We start from the raw sequence: 19011 nt of genomic DNA, 5'->3' as shown, positions 1-19011 counted from the left end.
CTCAGAAGGCCGGCAGCACCGAGCCCTGGTACCTGCTCACGATGAACTGGCGCACGGGCTCGGACTGGTAGGCGCGCAGCAGGGCCGCGACCCAGGGTGCAGCGCGGTCGCGCTCGTGCACGGCAATGATGTTCACGTAGGGATTGCGCTCGCGCCTTTCGACGGCAATGCCATCGCGCGTGGCGATGAGCCCGGCCTGGTAGGCAAAGCTGTTGACGATGGCCGAGGCATCGAGATCGTCCAGCGAGCGCGCCAGCACCACCGAGGCCGCCTCCACCAGCTGCACCTTCTTCTGGTAGCTAGCGATGTCGGCCAGGCCCGCCGTGCCCTTGAAGGGGTCGAAGCCCTCGCGCAGCTTCAGGATGCCCTGGTCCTGCAGCACCACCAGCGCGCGCGTCTGGTTGCTGGGATCGTTGGGAATGCCCAGGCGCGCGCCTGCGGGCAGGTCGGCCAGGCGTTTGTGCTTTTTCGAATAGAAGGCGATGGGCGAGATGTAGGTGTCGCCGGCCGCCACCAGCCGGTAGCCGCGCTGCTGGTTCTGGTCGCGCAGGAACGGCACATGCTGGAAGGAGTTGGCCTCGATGTCGCCGTTGTTCAGCGCCTCGTTGGGGCTGGCCGCGCCGCTGATGACCACGGGCTTGACCTGCAGCCCCTGCTCGCGCGCCACGCGGGTCACCACCTCCCAGATTTCCTCGTCCACGCCGCCGCGCACGCCCACGCGCAGCGGGCCGGCCTGCGCGGCCCGGATGGCGCCTGACATCGCCGCCACCGAGGCCCCCGCCGCCAGTCCCCGCAGAAATACTCGCTTGTCCATCGCACAGTCCTTTCAAGAATCAATAGGCACCAGGGTGCAGCTCACGGCCGGCCGCGCGGGCCTGGGCCTGCAGGCGGGCGAAATGCTCGGGATAGAAGCGCTCGGCCACATCCAGGTGGGAGCGCACGCGGCCCTTGAGCGCGTTCTCGCCCACATGGCTGAACAGCGGGTTGTCCGGGTCGCTCTGCGGCCCCGTGGCCAGCACGGCCAGCTCGGGCGGCAGGGTCAGCAGCGGAACCTGGCCCAGGTCCAGGCGCGGCGCCAGGAAGTAGGCGATGGAGTAGCGCTGCACGCCCGCGCGCGGCACCAGCACGCGATGCACGTTGGCGCGCAGATAGCCGTTGGTGGCCAGCTCCAGCATCTCGCCGATGTTGATGACGAAGGCCCCGTCGCGCGGCGGCACATCGACCCAGCCGGCCGGCGTCTCCACCTGCAGCCCGCCCACCTCGTCCTGCAGCAGCAGGGTCAGCAGGCCACCGTCCTTGTGCGCGCCCACGCCCTGGCCTGCTGCGCCCAGCTCGCTGCCCGGGTAGTGGATGATCTTGATGCGGTGCGCAGGCAGGCCGCTGACCAGGGCGTCCAGCGCGCCCTCGGGCAACTGCAGCGCGGCCACGAAGTGGCGCAGCAGCTCCAGCGCCACGCCATGCGCTGCCGCCTGCCAGGCCAGCACCTCCTCGCGGAACCCGGGCAGGGCCTGCGGCCACTGGTTGGGGCCTTGCAGCCCCTTCCAGTCCGGCACGCCGGGGCCTGCGGGAATCTCGGGCAATTCCTCGCCCAGGTCGATCTGCTCGCGCTGGTCGGGCCGCTGGCGCGTGATCTCCATGCCCACGGCCGTATAGCCCCGGAAGTGCCGCGTGTTGGCAATGGCCAGCGCCTGCTTGTCGGCCAGCGGCTGCGCAAAGAATTCGCGCGCGCGTCGCTGTATGCCCTGCCATGCGTCCCGGCCTATGCCATGCCCTTCCAGGTAGAAGAAGCCGGTGTCGCGTGCCGTGCGCGCCAGCTGGCGCAGCGCCTGGGCCTGCGTGGCCGGGTCGCGCAGAGCCTGCAGATCGATGACGGGCAGGGCCGGGGTTGCCGCTGTGGCGGCGGGCGCTTCGAGAGTGGATGCTGTCAAGGTGCTCATGCTGTGCTGCCAGGGAAGTGGGAAGGAAGGGACGCTCAGGCCGCCAGGCGCTGATCGCGGTCTTGTTCGCGTTCGGCAGCCAACACCGCATGGCCCTGCGCCTGCTCCAGCGCCTGCGCCAGGTCGGCCAGCAGGTCCTGCGGGTGCTCTATGCCGATGGACAGGCGCACCAGCCCAGGGGCAATGCCCACGCGCGCCAGTTCCTCGTCGCTGAGCAGGCTGTGCGTGGTCTCGGCAGGAATGGCGGCTAGCGACTTGCTGTCGCCGATGTTGACCAGGCGCAGGAACAGGCGCAGCGCGTCATAGAAGGCGCGCGCCGCCGGCCGCCCGCCGCGCAGCTCGAAGCCCAGCAGCGCCGGCACATGCCCGCCGCGCAGCTGGCGCAGGGCCAGCGCGTGGTCGGCGTGGCCGCTCTGGCTGGCGTGGTGTATGCGCTCCACCAGCGGATGAGCCTGCAGGAAATCGATCACGGCCAGCGTGTTGCGGCTGGCGCGCTCCTGGCGCAGGCCCAGCGTCTCCAGGCCCTGCAGCAGCAGGAAGGCGCTGTGCGGCGCCAGCGCCGCGCCGCAGTTGCGCAGCAGCACGGCACGGGCCCGCGCGATGAAGGCGCGGTCTGGAAATTTCTCGGTGAAGACAAAGCCCTGGTAGGCCGGCTCGGGCGCGCTGAATTGCGGGTAGCGCCCCGCGTGCGCCACCCAGTCGAAGCGGCCGCTGTCCACGATCAGCCCACCCAGCACATTGCCGTGTCCGCCGATGGCCTTGGTGGCCGAATGCACGACGATGTCGGCGCCCCAGTCGAAGGGCCGCAGCAGCAGCGGCGAAGCCACGGTGTTGTCCACCACCAGGGCCACGCCCGCCGCATGGCTGATATCGGCCAGCTGGCGCAGGTCGGCAACGCCGCCCGATGGATTGCCCACGGACTCCACGAACACGGCCTTGGTGCGCGGCCCTATCGCCCGGCGCAACGCCTGGAAATCATCCTTGGCGACGGCCGTGCTCTGCACGCCGCGCGAGGCCAGCACATGGGCGATGAAGTTGTGCGTGCCGCCATACAGCTGCGAGGCCACGACCACATGGTCGCCCGCACTGGCCAGCGTGGCCAGCGCCACGTCGATGGCGGCCATGCCCGAGGCCAGGGCCAGCGCGGCCACGCCGCCTTCGAGAGCCGCAATGCGCTGCTCCAGCACCGCCAGCGTGGGGTTGGCCGTGCGCGAGTACACATCGCCCTCCTCCACCAGGCCGAACAGGTTGGCGCCGTGCTGGGCGCTGTCGAACACGAAGGAGGTGCTCTGGTAGATGGGCACGGCCGCGCTGCGCTGCTGCTCTCGCCCCCGGTAGCCGGCGTGCAGGGCCTGGGTGTCCTGCTGCCACAGCGCATCGCTGGCTGCGTCGTGCGGGGCGGACTCGGTGCCGGTCGCTGAGGTCATGCATGGACTCCGTATGAGTGGTCGATGCAGCCCATTATTCGAAGCCCGCGCCCTGCGCACTACGAAGAAAAACGCGTTCGCTTATTCGGTTTGCGCATGTCGCCGGGCCGCGCCCTTCCTAGTTGCCACGCACATATGGATGCGCGTTTTGCGTCGTTGGAAACACGGCACTCAGCGGACAGCATCGGCAGTCCCGAAACTGCTTTGGAGGGAGTTCCATGACCCGCAAGACCCAGACCGAGATCGACAGGACCCAGGACAGCCGCTGCGCCCATGGCGCAGATTGCGGTGCATTCGGGGCGCTCGATGCTCCCGAGGCATCCGAGCCCTCGCTCTCGCGCCGCACCCTGATCCGCGCCGGCGCCGCAGCCGGCGCGCTGGGCTCGGCCGCCTGGTTCAGCGGCCGCGCCGGGGCGCAGCCGCGCCAGAAGATCACCTTTGCCTGGAGCCAGGCCAGCTTCTGCCATTCGCCCATTCCCGTGGCGCTGGAGCGCGGCTTCTTCGAGCGCAACGGCCTGGACGTGGAGCTGCTGAACTGGGGCGGCTCGGCCGACCAGTTGCTGGAGGCGCTGGCCACGGGCAAGGCCGATGCGGGCGCGGGCCTGATCCACCGCTGGATCAAGCCGCTGGAGGCGGGGCTGGACGTCAAGCTCATCGGCAGCGTGCACGGCGGCTGCCTGCGCCTGGTGGGCCTGAAGTCGGCCGGCGTCACGCTGGACCCCAGCACGCTCAAGGGCAAGACCATCGGCGTGGCCGATCTCAACAGCCCGGCCAAGCAGTTCTATTCCATCCACCTGGCCAAGCGCGGCCTGGATGTGGACAAGGACATCGAATGGCGCGTCTACCCGGCCGACCTGCTGGATGTGGCCGCCAAGAAGGGCGAGATCCAGGCCATTGCCGACGGCGACCCCAATCTCTACCTGATCGAGAAACGCAACCCCGGCACCTTCCTCGAACTGGGCAACAGCGCCAAGAACGAGTACGCCGAAAGCATTTGCTGCGTGATCGGCGCAGGCGCAAAGTTCGCCCGGGCCAACAAGCCCGCAGCGGCCAGCGTGGTGCGCGCGCTGACCCAGGCCTCGGACTACATCGCCGAGAACCCCAATGAAACGGCGAAGATCTTTGCCAAGTACTCGCCCAAGGTGCCCGTCGAGGACCTGCAGCGCCTGCTGGCCGAGCTGACCTTCAAGCACCATCCGCACGGCAAGCCGCTGCGCGACGAGGTCCAGGCCTTTGCGGCCGACTTCCGCACGGCCGGCGTGCTCAAGAAGCAGACCGACCCTGGCCGCTTTGCCAGCCACATCACGCTGGACGTGCTGGCATGAGCACCGCAAGACCACGCTGGCGCCTGGGCGCCACGGATGCCGCACCCGGCCTGGAACGGGAACAGGCGCAGGGCACGCGCAAGGCAGGCCCCTGGCGCACCGGCCTGCTGGCCGCCGCCGCCTGGGCCGGCCTGGGCATGCTGACCCTGCTGTGGCCCAACAAGGAGATCGGCTTCAGCGAATGGGCGTTCACGCAGGAGTTCGGCATTGCCGCCCTGGCCGTGGCCCTGTTGCTGCTGGCATCGGCCGTGCTGCCTGTGCGACCCGTACGGGCAGCACGGCGCATCGACCGCTGGCTGCGCCCGGCCGGTGCCTGGCTGGTGGCCGCGCCGCTGCTGCTGGCGCTGTGGGAGACGCTGACGGCCAAGCTCGGCGCGCTGCCGCCGCCGTTCTTCGCGCCCCCGCAAAGCCTGATCGATGTGGTCCATGAGGACTGGCAGCGCCTGGGCCTGTCCACGCTGTATTCGCTGCGGCTGCTGCTCAACGGCATCGTGTTCGGCGCGGTGATCGGCTTTCTCACGGGCGTGTGGATAGGCTGGTCGCGCATCGCGGGCTACTGGGTGCATCCGCTGCTGCGCTTCCTGGGGCCGGTGCCGGCCTCGGCCCTGCTGCCGCTGGCCTTTTTCTTCGCGCCGTCCAGCTACTCGGCAGCCGTGTTCCTGGTGGCGCTGGCCACGTTCTTTCCGGTGGCCGTGCTGACCTGGTCGGGCGTGGCATCGGTCAGCAAGAGCTACTACGACGTGGCGCGCACGCTGGGCGCATCGCCCTGGTTCCTGGTGCTGCGCGTGGCCATCCCGGCCGCCCTGCCCCAGGTCTTCGTGGGCCTGTTCATGGGGCTGGGCGCCTCGTTCTCGGTGCTGATCACGGCCGAGATGATGGGCGTGAAGGCCGGCCTGGGCTGGTATCTGCAGTGGGCCCAGGGCTGGGCAGCCTACGCCAACATGTACACGGCGCTGCTGGTCATGGCCGTGCTGTGCTCGGGCCTGATCACGCTGCTGTTCACCGTGCGCGACCGCACGCTGTCGTGGCAGAAGGGAACCGTCAAATGGTGATTGCCGCAGAACACGCCGCCAACGCCGCAGCCACGCCCGCCATCGCAGGGGCGGCCCTAGCCGGCGCGGCCATCGATGTGCAGGCCGTCAGCCACTGGTTCGGCCAGGGACAGGGCGCGCTGCAGGTGCTCGACGAGGTCAGCCTGCAGGTGCGGCCCGGCGAGTTCGTCGCCCTGCTGGGCCCCAGCGGCTGCGGCAAATCCACGCTGCTGCGCCTGGTGGCCGGGCTGGACGCGCCCACGGCCGGCGCCGTGGCGCAGGACGGCACGGCCATCACCGAGCCCGATCCCTCGCGCATCGTCGTCTTCCAGGACCCCACGCTGTTTCCCTGGCGCACGGTGCGCGGCAACGTGGCCCTGGGCCTGCAGGCACGCGGCCTGCTGGACAGCCAGGCGCACCGCATCGACGAGGCCCTGCGCCTGGTGGGGCTGGAGGATTTCGCGGACAGCCATCCCCACCAGCTGTCGGGCGGCATGGCCCAGCGCGCGGCCCTGGCGCGCGCCCTGGTCAACGACCCGCGCCTGCTGATCCTGGACGAGCCGCTGGGCAAGCTCGACTCGCTGACGCGGCTGGCCATGCAAAGCGAGATCCTCAAGATCTGGCAGCGCGCAGGCTTTTCCGTGCTGCTGGTCACCCACGATGTGGAAGAGGCCCTCTTCCTGGCCCACCGCGTGCTGGTCTTCAGCCAGCGGCCCGCCCGCATCGTGGCCGAGCTCGATGTGGACCTGCCCTACCCGCGCCAGCGCGGCCACGCCCGCCTGTCCGAGCTGCGCCACGAGGCCCTGCGCCACCTGGGCCTGGACCAGACCTGGTAGCGCCCGCATCCGATGCAACGCAGCGACTCCCCCGACTGGCTCAACCCCTTGATCGGCGCCATGCAGCAGGCCCAGGTCGGCCTGCTGCAGCTGCTGCATGGCCTGGGCCTGGCCGGCACGGTGGATGGGCAGCCCGCCTGGCCGTGGGCCGTGCGCCTGTCCGGCGAAAACCTGCTGATCGACCTGGGCCAGGCCCGGGGCCTGATGTGGTCGCTGGCGGCCGTGGCCACCGCCATCGTTTTGCTGGTGCTGGCCCTGGCGCTGGTCCTGGTTCTGCGCCGCATCCGCCTGCCGGCCCTGGTGCTGACCGCGCTGGCCGCGCTCGCCCTGCTGCTGGCCCCCTGGCCGCGTGCCGACCTGATCCTGGTGCCCGCGCATGCCACCAGCTTCCATGCCTCGCCCACGGGCTTCAGCGTGGAGAGCATTGCGCGCGGCGGCGCCGCCTATGCCCAGCACTGCACGGCCTGCCACGGTGCCGATGGCCGGGGCCACGGCCCGCTGGCCGCCAGCCAGGCGGTCTGGCCCCCCAACTTCACCAGCCCGCTGCTGTGGCGCCGCGCCGATGGGGAATTGCTCTGGGCCATTCTTCATGACCGCCGCCCCGTGGAGTCTGGCGACGGCGCACGGGCACACGGCCAGGCCGACCGGCTGTCCAGCGACGACGCCTGGGCCTTGATCGACTTCATGAAGGCCCGCGCCGCAGGCCAGATGCTGCAGATCGCCGGCAACTGGCCCTATCCCGTGGGCCTTCCCGACATGGCCGTTCAGTGCGCAGGCCAGCCCGCACGCCGCCTGAGCACCTGGCAAAGCCGCCAGCAGCGGCTGAGGGTGGTGGCAGGCAGCGGCCCGGTGCAGGAAGACCCGCGCCTGGTCAGCCTGCAGCTGTCGCCCGATGGTGGCAACCGCGCCGCCAGCGCCCTGGACTGCACCGTCAACGACCCGCGCGCCTGGCAGGCCATGGCCCTGCTCAGCGGCTCGGAGCAGCTGCAGGGCATGCAATGGCTGGGCGACCGCAGCGGCTGGCTGCGCGCGCTATCGCGTCCGGGCGCCCAGGGCTGGTCGGAGGACGACCTGGTCTGCCGCACGGACACGCCCGCGAGGACGGCGATCGAGGCGACGACGGCCGTCGCGGCAACCGCCGGCCCGTCCGATGGCCCGTCCGATGGCTCACCCGACGGCTCCTCCGACGGCCTCGGGGCCCTGATCGCTCGCATGGATGCCGAACCCGTGCGGTTCATCAAGGGTGGGTTTGTGCACTGAGGAATCAGGCATCCGCCGCCATGAAGCTGGCATAGGCGCCCTGGCGCGCGAGCAACTCCCGGTGGGTGCCCTGCTCCACGATGCGGCCGCCCTCCAGCAGGACCACGCGGTCGGCGCGGGCCAGCATGGCGGGCCGGTGGGCGATGAGCAGCACGGTACGGTGCTCGCGCAAGGCGTCCAGCGCACGCAGCAGGGCTTGCTCGCTTTCGCTGTCGAGATGGGAGGAAGCCTCGTCCAGCACCAGCACGGGGGCACCGGTCAGCAGCGCGCGCGCCAGGGCGATGCGCTGGCGCTGGCCACCCGACAGGCGCATGCCTTGTTCGCCACAGCGCGTGGCATGGCCTTGCGGCAGCCCGCTGATGAAGCCATGGGCCTGCGCCAGCATGGCGGCCTGCTGTACCTCGTCGTCGCTGGCGTCAGGCCGGCCCAGGCGGATGTTGTCGGCGATGGAGATGTCGAACAAATGCGCCTCCTGGCGGACAACGGCAAGTTGCTGCCGCAGCACGGCCAGCGGCAATTCACGAATGTCCATGCCGCCCATGCGCAGGCTGCCGGCGTCGGGCTCGCCCAGGCGTTGCAACAGCTGCACGCAGCTGCTTTTGCCGGCGCCGGACGCGCCGGCCAGGGCCACCATTTCGCCAGGCCGCAGGGACAGGTCCAGTCCGCGCAGCACGGGTACGCCGCCACGCTGCCAATGCACACCGCAGAAGTCCAGCGACGCCGTGGCCGGCGCCTCACGGGTTCCACTGTCCGCAATGCGCCGAGGCTGGCGCAGCAGTTGCACGATGCGGTCGGCACCAGCCTTCACATCGCCCAGCCTGCGCGCGGCCTGCGCCACTTCGGCCAGCGGCGCCAGCGCCATGCCGGCCAGCACCACCACGGCCGGCAGCCAAGCGGCATCTATGTGCCCCTGGTCCAGCAGCCAGGCGGCCACGGCAGCCATGGCCAGGGCCGACACGGCCGGCAACGGGTCCGCGGCGGCCAATTGGCCCGCAGCAAGCGACGCATGCCTGCGCACCTGCGGGGACAGCGCCGCAGCCTTGGCACGCATGCGTGCCAGCCAGCGCGGGCCGGCCTCCAGCAGCGCCAGTTCACGCAGCCCGCGCAGGCCTTCCACCACATCGGCATTGAGTTCGCCCTGGGCCGCTGCCAGCGCCCTGGCCTGCCGCTGCGCCTTGCCGGCCAGCCACCAGGACAGCAGCACCGGCAAGGCAACAAAGGGCAGCCAGGCCAGGGCGAGCAGCGGATGCAGCCAGGCCAGCAGGCCCAGTGCCGCCAGCGGCACGCACAGGGCGCCGGACAGCTCGCCCAGCATGTGGGCGTAGAAGTGCTCCATCAGCTCGGCATCGGCCGTGGCCGTGGCGGCGATGTCGCCGCTGCGCTGCGGGCCGGCCGCATTGCCTGCGCCCCGCTCCAGCCCGTCGTAGATGCCCAGCTGCAGTGTTTCTATCAACGCAAACGCCAGCGCATGGGAGGCATGGGTCTGCCACCATTGGCTGAGCGCGGCCACCAGCGCCGTCAAGGCCAATGCGCCCAGTGCCGGTTGCAGCGCAGTCCACGGCGCGCCCATGGCGGCCTGTCCGGCCATCCAGGCAGCCAGCACCCAGGCGCCGACCACGGTAGCCTGCGCCAGCGCGGCGGCCAGCAACGCCGCTGCCAGCAGGCGCTTGTGCGACGCCACCGGCGCCAGCAGGCCGGCCCAGCTGCGGGGTTCATCGCGGATCATGCGGCCTCCTCCGTCGTCCTTTTGGCCTGCGAAGCCGCCCAGAGCCGTGCATAGCGGCCGCCGCGGCGCAGCAGATCATCGTGCGTGCCCTGTTCGGCCACCCGGCCGTTTTCCAATACCACGATGCGGTCCGCCTCGCTCGCCGTCTCCAGGCGGTGCGCGGCCATGACGAGAGTGCGGCGGCCCCGCAATGGCCGCAACACCTGCAGCAAGGCCTGCTCCGTGCGTGGATCTGCGCTGGATGTGGGCTCGTCCAGCAACAGCACGGGCGCACGCCTCAGCAACGCACGCGCCAGGGCCAGCCGCTGGCGCTGCCCGCCCGACAGGTGCGCGCCGAATTCGCCCACCTCGGTCTGCAGGCCTTGGGGCAGGCTGTCCACCAGGTCGGCCAGTTGCACGTCACGCAGGACAGCCTCGATGTCGCGGAGGCAGGCCTGGGGGCTGGCCATGCGCAGGTTGTCCTCCAGGCTGCCGCTGAACAGCAGCGTGTCCTGGGCGACCAGGGCGACCCTGGAGCGCAACTGCGCCAGGCTCAGCTCCCGCAGGTCCCGGCCGCCCAGGCAGACCATGCCGCGCCGGGGATCGGCGGCGCGCCACAGCAGCGACAGCAGCGTGGACTTGCCGACGCCCGAAGGCCCCACCAGCGCCACCCATTCACCATCGGCGATATCCAGGTCCAGCCCGCGCAGCACCTCGGGCCGCCCCGGCTCCTGCCCCTGGTCATGGGCAAAGCACACCCCACTCAGCGAGATGCGGCCGTCTGCAGGAGCAGGCCCGGGCCGCTGCGGCTCAGGCACGGGCAGCGGCGCGTGCAGCAGCGCGTCGATGGCATGCAGGCCGTCGCGCGCGGCCCAGGCCGCATGAAAGGCTTTCTCCAGCCGCTCCAGCGGCCTGAAGGCCTCACGCGACAGCAGCAGCACGGCCAGCAGCGATGCCGCATCCAGCCGGCCCTGGCCCAGTTGCCAGCTGCCCCACCCCAGGACACTGGCCATGCCGGCCAGGCCAACGAAACGCGTCAGGCCGGTGCGCAGCAAGGTGGCGCGCAGCGTGTGCATGGACTCGGCACGCAGGCGGGCGGCCTGTTCGGCCAGACGCATGCGCCAACGCGCCGAGGCGCCAAAGGCCCAAAGGGTCTCCATGCCGCGCAGGCTGTCCAGCAGCTGCGCCCCAAAGGCAGCCAGGGCCGCCATGACGCCGCTGGCCCCGGGCATGTGCCGGCGCAGCCACAGCCGGTCCAGCAGCGGCTGGCCCAGCACGAACACGGCCAGCAGCAGCGCGCAGCCTGCATCCACCCAGGCCAGGGCGCCCAGCGCCAGCGCGCAGCCGAGCACGGCTCCCAGCAGGCTGGGAACATGGCGGCTGGCATGGACCTGCACGGCATCGACAGCCGCAACCAGCGTGGCCTGCAGCTCGCCCGTGGGGCGGGCCGCGGCCCAGGCCGGCCCCAGGCGCATCAACCGGGCCAGCAGGCGTTCGCGCAGTACGGCGCGCGTGCGCATGCCCACCTGCTGCGCCCACCACTCTTCCAGCCACACCAGGACGCCGCGCAGCACCAGGGCCGCCAGACCGATCGCCAGCCAGGGATGCAGCGACGCCCCCTCCATGGCCTGGGCCAGCAGTCGAGCAAGGCACAGCGCGTGCACCACCAGCATGGCCTGGGCCAGCAGCCCGCAGGCCACCGTGGCCGCCAGCTGCGCGCGCGAGCGCGACACCATCCAACGTTCCAGCGAGGTGCTCATGACGGCTCCTGCCCACGGCCGCCCAGCGCGTGCCTCACGGCGACCAGACGCCGGCCGTTGACCGTTTCCACGACAGCCTGCACGCGGTAGACCTCGTGCAGCAGGGCGCTGTCCACCACCTCGACGGGGCTGCCGGCACGCACCACGCGGCCCTGGTCCAGCACCATGATCCGGTCTGCCCAGCCCATGGCCAGGTTGATGTCGTGCAGCACGGCCAGCACCACCAGTTGCCGCTCGTGTGCGATCTCGGTCACCACGTCCAGCACGCGGTGCTGGTGGTAGAGGTCCAGGGCGCTGGTCGGCTCGTCGAGCAGCAGCAGGCGCGGACGGCGCACCAGGGCCTGGGCCAGACCCACCATCTGGCGCTGGCCACCCGACAGCGCAGCCAGCGGCCGGTCGGCCAGGGCCGTCAGCTCCAGGCGCTGCAGCACCTGCTCCACGGCGGTCTCGGCCTCATGCGTGCCGACCAACGGCCAACCACGGGCCGCCTGTGCGGGCTCGCCGGCCATGGCCGCGCTGAGCACGGACTCGAACACCGCCAGTCGCGAGCGTTCGGGCAGGCTTTGGGGCACATAGACCACCTGGCGCGCGCGCTGCAACGGCGGCTGGGAAGACAGCAGCGCCGTGCCCAGGCGCACCTCGCCGCGCATGCGCTGCAAGCCTGCAATGCCGCGCAGCAGCGTGGATTTGCCTGCGCCATTGGGCCCCACCAGCGCGTTGACCGAACCCGCAGCCAAGGGCCCCAGAGTGGCACCGCGCAGCACGGGAGCTGCGCCATAGCCCATGTGCACATCGCTGACATGCAGCGCGTTGCGGAATGGCATGCTCAGCGCTCCTGCCGGCCCGTGCGGGCAACGATGGCCATGAAAAAGGGAATGCCCACCAGCGAGGTCACGATGCCCACGGGCACCAGCACGCCCTCGATCAGCGTCTTGCTGGCCACCGAGGCCATGGACAGGATCAGTGCCCCCGCCAGCGCCGAGGCCGGCAGCAGCACGCGGTGGTCGTCGCCCACCAGCATGCGCGCGATGTGCGGTGCGATCAGCCCCACGAATCCTATGGTGCCCACGAAGGAGACGGCCACGCCCGACAGCAGGCTGATGCGCAGCAGCGCCCAGCCTCTCAGCGCAGTGACCGGCACGCCCAGGCTGCGCGCGCGGTCCTCGCCCAGCGTGAGCGCGGTCAGCGACCAGCTCTGGCTCCAGGACCAGGGCAGGCACAGCGCCAGCACGGCGGCCATGACGGCAATCCGGTCCCAGGAGGCGCGTGCCAGGCTGCCCAGGGTCCAGAAGACCAGCTGCTGCAAGGTGTTCTGGTCGGCCACGAACTGCAGCAGTGCCACCAGGGCGTTGAAGCTGAACACCAGGGCGATGCCGAACAGCACCAGGCTTTGCACGCCAAATCCGCGCCACATGGCCAGCCCGTACAGCAGGCCCACCGACAGCAGCGCGAAGAGGAAGGCGTTGAGAGACACCACGTACTGCGCCGGTACGCCCGGCACGCCCAGTCCCAGCACGATGGCCAGGGCCGCGCCAAAGGCGGCGGCCGCCGACACGCCCAGCGTGAACGGGCTGGCCAGCGCATTGGCCAGCACGGTCTGCATCTCCGCGCCAGCCAGCGCCAGCGCCGCACCCACCAGCACGGCCATCAACGCATAGGGCAGGCGCACGTTCCAGACGATAACGGCCTCCACGCGCGACACGCTGCCCGGATCGCCCAGCACCTGCCACAGCCGTGCCAGCCCCATGCCCGACGGGCCGGTGGCCACGTCCAGTGCCAGGCTGGCCAGCAGCGCCAAGGCCAGCAACGCCAGCACCAGCCCGTGGCGGGCATGGCGGCGGCGGTAGCGCTGCGCGGCACCGGCCGCCGCAGCGCCCGTCTCTGCCGCCACGGCACTGGCCTCCATGGCCGCGCTCATCGGCCGGCCCCGGAAGGCAGGTCGGTCAGCAGCACGCCGGTCATCGGAATCGGCATGAAGCGCTCGTACAGCTCACGCCGCGTGCGCAGCGGGTCGATGTCGGCAAAGAGTTCGGGATGCAGCCACTTGGCCAGCGCCTCGACGGCAATCACATGCTCCGGCGAGTCGTAGAAGATGTGCCACAGGCCGTGCACGCGCCCCTTTCGGACGGCGGACAGCTCGCGCGTTTGGGCACGCTGCGCCACCGTCGCCAGGCTGGCCTGCGCCTGGGCCGGCGTGGCCTGGTAGCCCAGCGTCACGCCGCCCTGGCCACTGGCGAAGACGCCCGTGGCCACATAGACGGCAGGATCGCGCGACAGCACATATTCGAGGTTCAGCGTACCGATGGGACCGGGAATGCGGCCGGCGCCGATGTTGTCGCCACCGGCCAGCTCCACCATTTCCCCGAAATTGCCCTTGCCCGGCGAGCCGCAGCAGTCGCGCAGACCGGCCAGCATGTCGATGAAGATGGCGGGCCGCTGGAATCCGTCCTTCCTGCGCGCCGCCGCGACACGCTGGCGCACGCGCTCGATGCGCTGCTCGTAGAAGGCGATGAAGTCCTCGGCGCGCTGCTGGCGGCCCAGCACCTGGCCCATCAGGCGCAGGCTGGGCACGGTATGGGTCAGCGGATGCTGGCTGAAATCCACAAAGACCACAGGCACGCCCGCCGCCTGCAGCTGGCGCACGGCCTCGCTGTCGGGCGCGGGCCCGTGACCGCCCGAGACGGCCATGAAGGCCACGTCGGGACGCACGGCCAGGGCCTGTTCCACGTTGAAACTTTCGGGCGTGGCGCCGCCTACCAGCGGCAGTTTCTCCATGGCAGGAAAGGCCTTGGAGAAAGCCGCATAGCCCTGGGTATCGAGCAGGCGGAAATCCCCCTGCCAACCCGCCACGCGCTCCACCGCCTGCCGGCCTTCCAGCAGGGCCATGGTGTAGACCATGCGCCCCTCGCCCAACAGCACGCGCTGCACACGGTCCGGCACCTGCACGCTGCGCCCCGCCATGTCCGTCACGGTCAAGGCCTGGGCCAGCCCACTCCAAAGCGCCAGCGCCGCCACCGCAGCGCGCAACCCGCGCCGCATTCCTGTCTGTATTTGCATCTGTTTTCTTCTCTCAGTCGTTGCCGGCATACCCAATGCAACCGGCGCGCCCCAAAGCCTGGGACAGCAAGCAAGGGCCTGAGCCGGCCGCAACGCCCCGCAGCGAGGCTGCCGTCCCCCTCAGGGGGACGCCGCAAAGCGGCTCAGGGGGTCAAAACCGGCCGCGCAAGCTCACCTGCACATTGCGCGGCTCGCCATAGACATTGCCGAAGTTGGCCGGCCCGAATCCGCCGCTGCCCAGGCGCGTGTAGTAGCTGCGGTCGAACAGATTGCTGACGTTCAGCGCCGCACTCCACTGCGGGCTGATGCGGTAGCCCACGCGCAGGCTGGCCGTGGCGTAGCCGCCCTGGGTGGCTCGAACAAGGGGCTTGCCTCCCTCGCTGTAGGTGCCGCTTTGGACGTTGATGCCGCCGCCCACATCCCAGGCGTTGAGCGCGCCCGGCAGCCGGTATGTGGTCCACAGCCGCAGCAGATGCCGGGGGCTGAAGGTCCTGAAGGACTGGCCCTGATAGCTGGGATCGCGCTTGTATTCGCTGGTGTTGTAGGTGTAGCCGGCCATGGCCTGCCAGCCCGGGGCGATCTGTCCCGCCAGCTCAGCGTCGAAGCCCTGGCTCTGCACCTTTCCCTGCGCGGCGTAGCAGCAGCTGTCCACGATGACGGGCGACACGGCCACGGCGCGGTTGCTCTCCACGATGCGGAAGGCCGCCAGCGCCACCTGCAGCCGGCCATCGTTGAGCGAGCCCTTGATGCCGGCCTCGTAGTTGGCGCCAACCACGGGCGGCAGTCCGCCGCCATCCTCGCCCCGATAGTTGCTCTGCACGCGGAAGATGTCGGCATAGCTGGTGTAGAGCGACCAGCGGGAGTCCAGATCGAAGACCAGGCCCGCGTAGGGCGTGAAGCGGCCGTCCTGCCGGTAGTCCGCCGTCTGCGCGCCCGTGCGCTGGTTGACGGAGTCGGTGCGCCACCAGCTCCAGCGCCCCCCCAGCAGCAGGGTCAGCGGATCGGCCAGCTTCAACCGCGCGGCGCCATAGATGCCGTACTGGCGCGTGCGCGATCGCGAGTCCGATGTCCACTGCACGGCGCCCGGATCGGCGTAGGCGGCCGGGTCGAAGCCGAACACATTGACGGGAATGCCGCCAAAGCCCGGGAGGCTGCCACCTTGCGAGCGCGCGTCGCGGTCGTACCAGTTGGCGCCCAGCACCACCTCGTGGCGCCGGCCCCAGGCCTGCCAGGCCCCGCTGAGCATGGCGTCCAGCGACAGCTGTTCGTTGTCGTAGTCATTGGCGCCGCCCATCAGGCGGGGACCCAGGCCCGTGGCGCGGTCCACCGCGCCCGAGACATAGGCGTACTTGAGCGCGCTGGACTCGCGGTCGGAGACCGCCGCCAGCTTGAACTGCCAGTCGGCATTGATGGAATGGCTGAGGTCGGCGAAGACCTGGGTGGCCTCGAAGTCCCAGTGCGTCCAGGGCGTGCTCAGGAAGGTGCTGCGTGCCAGCCTCAGGTCGCCGCCGTCGGCGTAGCGCGGCACGCCCATCATGGGCGGCACCCAGTCGCGCGTCTGGTGGCCGGCGCCCAAGGAGACGGTGGTGGCCGATCCCAGGTCGGCCTCGACGATGCCGTACAGCGAATCGCGCCGGCTGCTGGCATAGCGCACATGGGAGTCGCGCTGGTCGTGCGCGGCCGCCAGGCGGGCACGCACCGACCCATCGGCGTTCAGCGGGGTGCTGTAGTCGATCTCGGCACGGGCCGCATTCCAGGAGCCCAGGCCCAGCGAGCCCGTGAAGCGCCGGTCGCCCGTGGGGCGCTTGCGCACCAGATTGATCACGCCGCCGGGCTGGCCCGCGCCATTGAACAGGCCCGCAGCGCCGCGCAGCGTCTCCACATGGTCGAACATCACCATGTCAGGCTGGCTCCAGGAAGCGCCGCCTGTCTGCACGGGAAGGCCGTCGTACTGGAAGTACTCGATGGGATAGCCGCGCGCATAGAAGGCCGGAATGACGCCCGTGCCCGACAGGTCCACAGTCACGCCGGGGGTCTGCGCCATGATCTCGTCCAGCGTGTGCAGGTTCTGGTCCTCGATCTGCTGGCGCGTGATGACGGAGACCGAATGCGGCGTCTCTCTGAGCGTGGCAGGCAGCTTGGTTCCCACCGAGACGCCCGGGGCCGCGTAGCCACCCGTCAGCTCGGTGGGCCGGTCCTTGACCGCTTGGCCCGTGACCTGCACCTCGGGCAGCCTTTCCTCGGCCGCCCGGGCCAGGGCGCACTGGCCCAGGACGCAGACGGCCAGCGCGATCGATGTGATGGAAAAACGGGGCGGGCCGGCATCCCGGTCCGCAGAATCTGGCAGCGACATTCAACCCTCTCGAAGCAAATGAAAATCAATTGCATTCGACTGTAGGCAAGAGGAAGGCTCGCCGCTTTCGCTGGCCGGAGTTTGGCTTTCGCTAGCCGGAGACGGCTCAGCGCAGCAACTCGCTGGGCGCGATGCCGAAGCGCTTGCGAAAGGCCGTCGAGAAATGCGCAATGCTGTAGCCCACCTCCAGCGCCACCTGCGTGACCGAGCAGCCGCCGGAAGTCAGCAGGCCGTAGGCCTGCTCCAGCCTGTGCTGCTGCAGGTGCTCGAACACGCTCATGCCGAACAGCTGGCGAAAGCCGGCCGTGAGCTTGCGCTCGTTGATGCCGGCCTCGCGGGCCAGCTCGGCCAGCGACAGGGGACTGCGAGCGTGCGCCGTGGCCACCTCGCGCGCATGCCAAAGCCGCTCCACATCGGCGCGTGACAGCTCGGCGCCAGCCCCCTGCGCGCCCGCCGCCGGCAGGCACTGCTGGAGCACGGCAGCCGACAGTTCCAGGCTCTTGGCATTGAGGAACAGATCACGCATGGGCCCCTGATAGGGGCAGACCAGAATCTGTGTGGCCAGCGCACGCGCCGTGGCCGACAGCCCCTGGCGCAATACCAGCAGATCGTTGTCGTTGAAGCAGTGGTGGCCGCTGCGCGCGATGAGATCGAGCCCGAAGCCCTGGCGCTCCGCCGCCTCGGCGTCAAAGCCTATGCGCACATAGCGCTGAAGGCTGTGGGATTCATAGCGGTCCAGTCCCTCATGCAGGCCCGTGGCCAGCACCAGGTAGACCCCGGCATCGGACACCTCCATCAGACGGCCGTTGACCCCGGCCTGCACCTTGCTGTTGAGGGCCACGATGATCTGCAGGCCCTGGAACACCGGCGCGCGGACCTCCACAGGCTCCTGCGTCATGCGGCAGCCGGCCGCCAGGCACAGCTGGTTGTCGAATCTGGAATTCCACTGGAACACGTTGCAAATCTATGAATGAGAATTATTCTCAAATCATACGTTCAACAGCCAAGACCTTGCACCGCCTCGTCAATCCTCCAGCGGCGGCCACTGGCGCGCGGTGTGCACCAGAGCCAGCACCCAGACCGTCGTGCCATCGATCTCATAGACAAGGCGATAGCTTTCATGGGGGATCAACTCGCACGTGCCGGCAATCCTGCCCGCTTTGCCCATCTTGGGATACGCGGCCAACCGGGCGGCTGCGTCGCTGAAAAGCAGGTCCATGCGCAAGGCTGCGCGAGGATTGTCAGCTGCGATGTAGTCCCATATATCGGCGCGATCCTGCTGCGCCTGCGGCGTCCAGATGACTTTCACGCACGGTCTGCCGCAACCTGACGGCGCCGGGCAGCGAACTCGGCCTCGACTTCCTCATTCGAGCGGCCAAGTCCAGAGCGCATGGAGGCACGTCCCTCCTCGACCTTGCGCTGCAGATAGCCGTCATATTCACGGGCCTTGCGGCGCTGCTCAATGTAGCCGCGCATCAACTCCCGCATGACCTGGGATGCGGGCCGGTCCTCGCCTGCGGCTTCGGCCATGAAGTCTTCGCGCAGCTCGGCTTCCAGTTTCATGGTGAAAACGGCTTCCTTGGGCATGATTGACTCCTGTGAAGATACCAACAAAGTATATACATCGTCAGTACCAAACACTCCAGAGACTCAACCGCTCCGCCCTATTCGCAACTTGCACTTGCCAATGCATCAAGCAAATCAGGACTAGTTGCAAGCAAGGCCTCTTTCTATATTCGCGCCTCGACGGCGCCCGGCTTCCATGGGCCGCAGCTGCGCACGACACTACTGCGGGGACCCCACCCCTGCCTGACTGACCCACAACAAGGAGAGACTGCGATGACCGATCTCACCATCAACGGCAAGACCGTTTCCATGGACCTGGACCCCGAGACGCCCATTCTGTGGGCTCTGCGCGACACGCTGGAGATGACCGGCACCAAGTTCGGCTGCGGCGCGGCGCTGTGCGGCGCCTGCACGGTGCACATGAATGGCCAGGCCATACGTTCCTGCGTGACGCCGATCTCGGCGGCCGCGGGCCAGAAGATCACCACCATCGAGGCCATGACCTCGGGCTCCGACCGCGTGGGCACCGCCGTGCGCGATGCCTGGGTGCGCCATGATGTGGCCCAGTGCGGCTACTGCCAGAGCGGGCAGATCATGAGCGCCACGGCCTTCCTCAAGTCGCTGCCCAAGGGAAAGAAGCCCAGCGGCGAGGAGATAGACGCGGCCATGGCCGGCAACATCTGCCGCTGTGGAACCTATGCGCGCATCCGCACGGCCGTGGCCGATGCCGCGCGCACCCTGGGCTGAACGGAGA

At 69.8% G+C, this 19011-nt stretch carries 17 protein-coding genes; 5 read left to right on the top strand and 12 right to left on the bottom strand.

From position 1 onward, the window contains the following. Position 1: 1 nt before the first annotated feature. The 3 genes from AC57B5_RS23920 to AC57B5_RS23910 are packed head-to-tail and all read right to left on the bottom strand — an operon-like array spanning position 2 to position 3364. The gene (locus AC57B5_RS23920) at positions 2–814 is read right to left on the bottom strand and encodes a MetQ/NlpA family ABC transporter substrate-binding protein (RefSeq protein WP_012207412.1); all 813 of its coding nucleotides are present in this window, start codon (positions 812–814) and stop codon (positions 2–4) included. A gap of 19 nt (positions 815–833) precedes the next feature. Beyond that, positions 834–1937 (bottom strand): isopenicillin N synthase family dioxygenase, encoded by a 1104-nt coding sequence (locus AC57B5_RS23915; RefSeq protein WP_496400486.1) that lies wholly within the window; start codon positions 1935–1937, stop codon positions 834–836. A gap of 35 nt (positions 1938–1972) precedes the next feature. Further along, entirely contained in the window at positions 1973–3364 is a 1392-nt protein-coding gene (locus tag AC57B5_RS23910; RefSeq protein ID WP_496400485.1) for an O-acetylhomoserine aminocarboxypropyltransferase/cysteine synthase family protein, read from the bottom strand. A 218-nt stretch (positions 3365–3582) separates the two neighbouring features. Here AC57B5_RS23910 and AC57B5_RS23905 point away from each other — a divergent pair, with 218 nt between their 5' ends. The 4 genes from AC57B5_RS23905 to AC57B5_RS23890 are packed head-to-tail and all read left to right on the top strand — an operon-like array spanning position 3583 to position 7816. Continuing rightward, positions 3583–4689, top strand: a complete 1107-nt coding sequence (locus AC57B5_RS23905) for an ABC transporter substrate-binding protein (RefSeq protein WP_012207415.1) — start codon at positions 3583–3585, stop codon at positions 4687–4689. Then, complete coding sequence (locus tag AC57B5_RS23900; RefSeq protein ID WP_013800719.1) at positions 4686–5741, top strand: ABC transporter permease; 1056 nt, start codon at positions 4686–4688, stop codon at positions 5739–5741. Before AC57B5_RS23905 ends, AC57B5_RS23900 begins: the two co-directional genes overlap by 4 nt. Continuing rightward, positions 5735–6556 (top strand): ABC transporter ATP-binding protein, encoded by an 822-nt coding sequence (locus AC57B5_RS23895; protein WP_496400484.1) that lies wholly within the window; start codon positions 5735–5737, stop codon positions 6554–6556. The genes AC57B5_RS23900 and AC57B5_RS23895 overlap by 7 nt, the downstream gene beginning before the upstream one ends. Before the next feature lie 12 nt (positions 6557–6568). After that, the gene (locus AC57B5_RS23890) at positions 6569–7816 is read left to right on the top strand and encodes a c-type cytochrome (RefSeq protein ID WP_496400483.1); all 1248 of its coding nucleotides are present in this window, start codon (positions 6569–6571) and stop codon (positions 7814–7816) included. 4 nt (positions 7817–7820) lie between these two features. On the opposite strand, the gene AC57B5_RS23885 is transcribed toward AC57B5_RS23890, so the two are convergent. The 9 genes from AC57B5_RS23885 to AC57B5_RS23845 all read right to left on the bottom strand — a co-directional run bounded on the left by AC57B5_RS23885 (position 7821) and on the right by AC57B5_RS23845 (position 18278). Next, positions 7821–9542 (bottom strand): ABC transporter ATP-binding protein, encoded by a 1722-nt coding sequence (locus tag AC57B5_RS23885; RefSeq protein ID WP_496400482.1) that lies wholly within the window; start codon positions 9540–9542, stop codon positions 7821–7823. After that, positions 9539–11281, bottom strand: coding sequence for an ABC transporter ATP-binding protein (locus AC57B5_RS23880; protein ID WP_496400481.1), 1743 nt, complete (start codon positions 11279–11281; stop codon positions 9539–9541). The genes AC57B5_RS23885 and AC57B5_RS23880 overlap by 4 nt, the downstream gene beginning before the upstream one ends. Continuing rightward, the gene (locus tag AC57B5_RS23875; protein ID WP_043822151.1) at positions 11278–12105 is read right to left on the bottom strand and encodes an ABC transporter ATP-binding protein; all 828 of its coding nucleotides are present in this window, start codon (positions 12103–12105) and stop codon (positions 11278–11280) included. Before AC57B5_RS23875 ends, AC57B5_RS23880 begins: the two co-directional genes overlap by 4 nt. 2 nt (positions 12106–12107) lie before the next feature. Next, on the bottom strand, positions 12108–13199 hold the full coding sequence (locus AC57B5_RS23870; RefSeq protein ID WP_081816194.1) for a FecCD family ABC transporter permease: 1092 nt from the start codon (positions 13197–13199) through the stop codon (positions 12108–12110). Next, positions 13196–14338: an ABC transporter substrate-binding protein gene (locus AC57B5_RS23865; RefSeq protein WP_099732828.1), complete on the bottom strand. Its 1143-nt coding sequence runs from the start codon at positions 14336–14338 to the stop codon at positions 13196–13198. The genes AC57B5_RS23870 and AC57B5_RS23865 overlap by 4 nt, the downstream gene beginning before the upstream one ends. Before the next feature lie 151 nt (positions 14339–14489). Continuing rightward, positions 14490–16691 carry a TonB-dependent siderophore receptor gene (locus tag AC57B5_RS23860; protein WP_496400480.1) on the bottom strand — a complete coding sequence of 734 codons (2202 nt, stop codon included), beginning with the start codon at positions 16689–16691 and terminating at the stop codon, positions 14490–14492. Positions 16692–16797: 106 nt separating this feature from the next. After that, a complete protein-coding gene (locus AC57B5_RS23855; RefSeq protein WP_071956799.1) occupies positions 16798–17646 on the bottom strand; it encodes a helix-turn-helix transcriptional regulator in 849 nt (282 codons plus the stop codon). A gap of 69 nt (positions 17647–17715) precedes the next feature. Beyond that, positions 17716–18000, bottom strand: coding sequence for a type II toxin-antitoxin system RelE/ParE family toxin (locus AC57B5_RS23850; RefSeq protein ID WP_496400479.1), 285 nt, complete (start codon positions 17998–18000; stop codon positions 17716–17718). Beyond that, complete coding sequence (locus AC57B5_RS23845) at positions 17997–18278, bottom strand: antitoxin of toxin-antitoxin stability system (protein WP_496400478.1); 282 nt, start codon at positions 18276–18278, stop codon at positions 17997–17999. The genes AC57B5_RS23850 and AC57B5_RS23845 overlap by 4 nt, the downstream gene beginning before the upstream one ends. A gap of 252 nt (positions 18279–18530) precedes the next feature. Here AC57B5_RS23845 and AC57B5_RS23840 point away from each other — a divergent pair, with 252 nt between their 5' ends. Then, positions 18531–19004, top strand: a complete 474-nt coding sequence (locus AC57B5_RS23840; RefSeq protein ID WP_012207419.1) for a (2Fe-2S)-binding protein — start codon at positions 18531–18533, stop codon at positions 19002–19004. Positions 19005–19011: the final 7 nt, after the last annotated feature.

This window comes from Delftia sp. BGA-UO-ETr-SB1 (assembly GCF_059567865.1).
The sequence above is the reverse complement of the archived record's forward strand: the minus strand, read 5'-3'. Positions and strand labels throughout refer to the sequence as shown.

What these genes read in the sequence shown, in the direction of transcription:
- AC57B5_RS23920 (WP_012207412.1), bottom strand. Translation starts at nt 814, where the DNA reads ATGGACAAGCGAGTATTTCTGCGGGGACTGGCGGCGGGGGCCTCGGTG.
- AC57B5_RS23890 (WP_496400483.1), top strand. Translation starts at nt 6,569, where the DNA reads ATGCAACGCAGCGACTCCCCCGACTGGCTCAACCCCTTGATCGGCGCC.
- AC57B5_RS23895 (WP_496400484.1), top strand. Translation starts at nt 5,735, where the DNA reads ATGGTGATTGCCGCAGAACACGCCGCCAACGCCGCAGCCACGCCCGCC.
- AC57B5_RS23910 (WP_496400485.1), bottom strand. Translation starts at nt 3,364, where the DNA reads ATGACCTCAGCGACCGGCACCGAGTCCGCCCCGCACGACGCAGCCAGC.
- AC57B5_RS23915 (WP_496400486.1), bottom strand. Translation starts at nt 1,937, where the DNA reads ATGAGCACCTTGACAGCATCCACTCTCGAAGCGCCCGCCGCCACAGCG.
- AC57B5_RS23865 (WP_099732828.1), bottom strand. Translation starts at nt 14,338, where the DNA reads ATGCAAATACAGACAGGAATGCGGCGCGGGTTGCGCGCTGCGGTGGCG.
- AC57B5_RS23845 (WP_496400478.1), bottom strand. Translation starts at nt 18,278, where the DNA reads ATGCCCAAGGAAGCCGTTTTCACCATGAAACTGGAAGCCGAGCTGCGC.
- AC57B5_RS23840 (WP_012207419.1), top strand. Translation starts at nt 18,531, where the DNA reads ATGACCGATCTCACCATCAACGGCAAGACCGTTTCCATGGACCTGGAC.
- AC57B5_RS23870 (WP_081816194.1), bottom strand. Translation starts at nt 13,199, where the DNA reads ATGAGCGCGGCCATGGAGGCCAGTGCCGTGGCGGCAGAGACGGGCGCT.
- AC57B5_RS23885 (WP_496400482.1), bottom strand. Translation starts at nt 9,542, where the DNA reads ATGATCCGCGATGAACCCCGCAGCTGGGCCGGCCTGCTGGCGCCGGTG.
- AC57B5_RS23880 (WP_496400481.1), bottom strand. Translation starts at nt 11,281, where the DNA reads ATGAGCACCTCGCTGGAACGTTGGATGGTGTCGCGCTCGCGCGCGCAG.
- AC57B5_RS23875 (WP_043822151.1), bottom strand. Translation starts at nt 12,105, where the DNA reads ATGCCATTCCGCAACGCGCTGCATGTCAGCGATGTGCACATGGGCTAT.
- AC57B5_RS23900 (WP_013800719.1), top strand. Translation starts at nt 4,686, where the DNA reads ATGAGCACCGCAAGACCACGCTGGCGCCTGGGCGCCACGGATGCCGCA.
- AC57B5_RS23905 (WP_012207415.1), top strand. Translation starts at nt 3,583, where the DNA reads ATGACCCGCAAGACCCAGACCGAGATCGACAGGACCCAGGACAGCCGC.
- AC57B5_RS23860 (WP_496400480.1), bottom strand. Translation starts at nt 16,691, where the DNA reads ATGTCGCTGCCAGATTCTGCGGACCGGGATGCCGGCCCGCCCCGTTTT.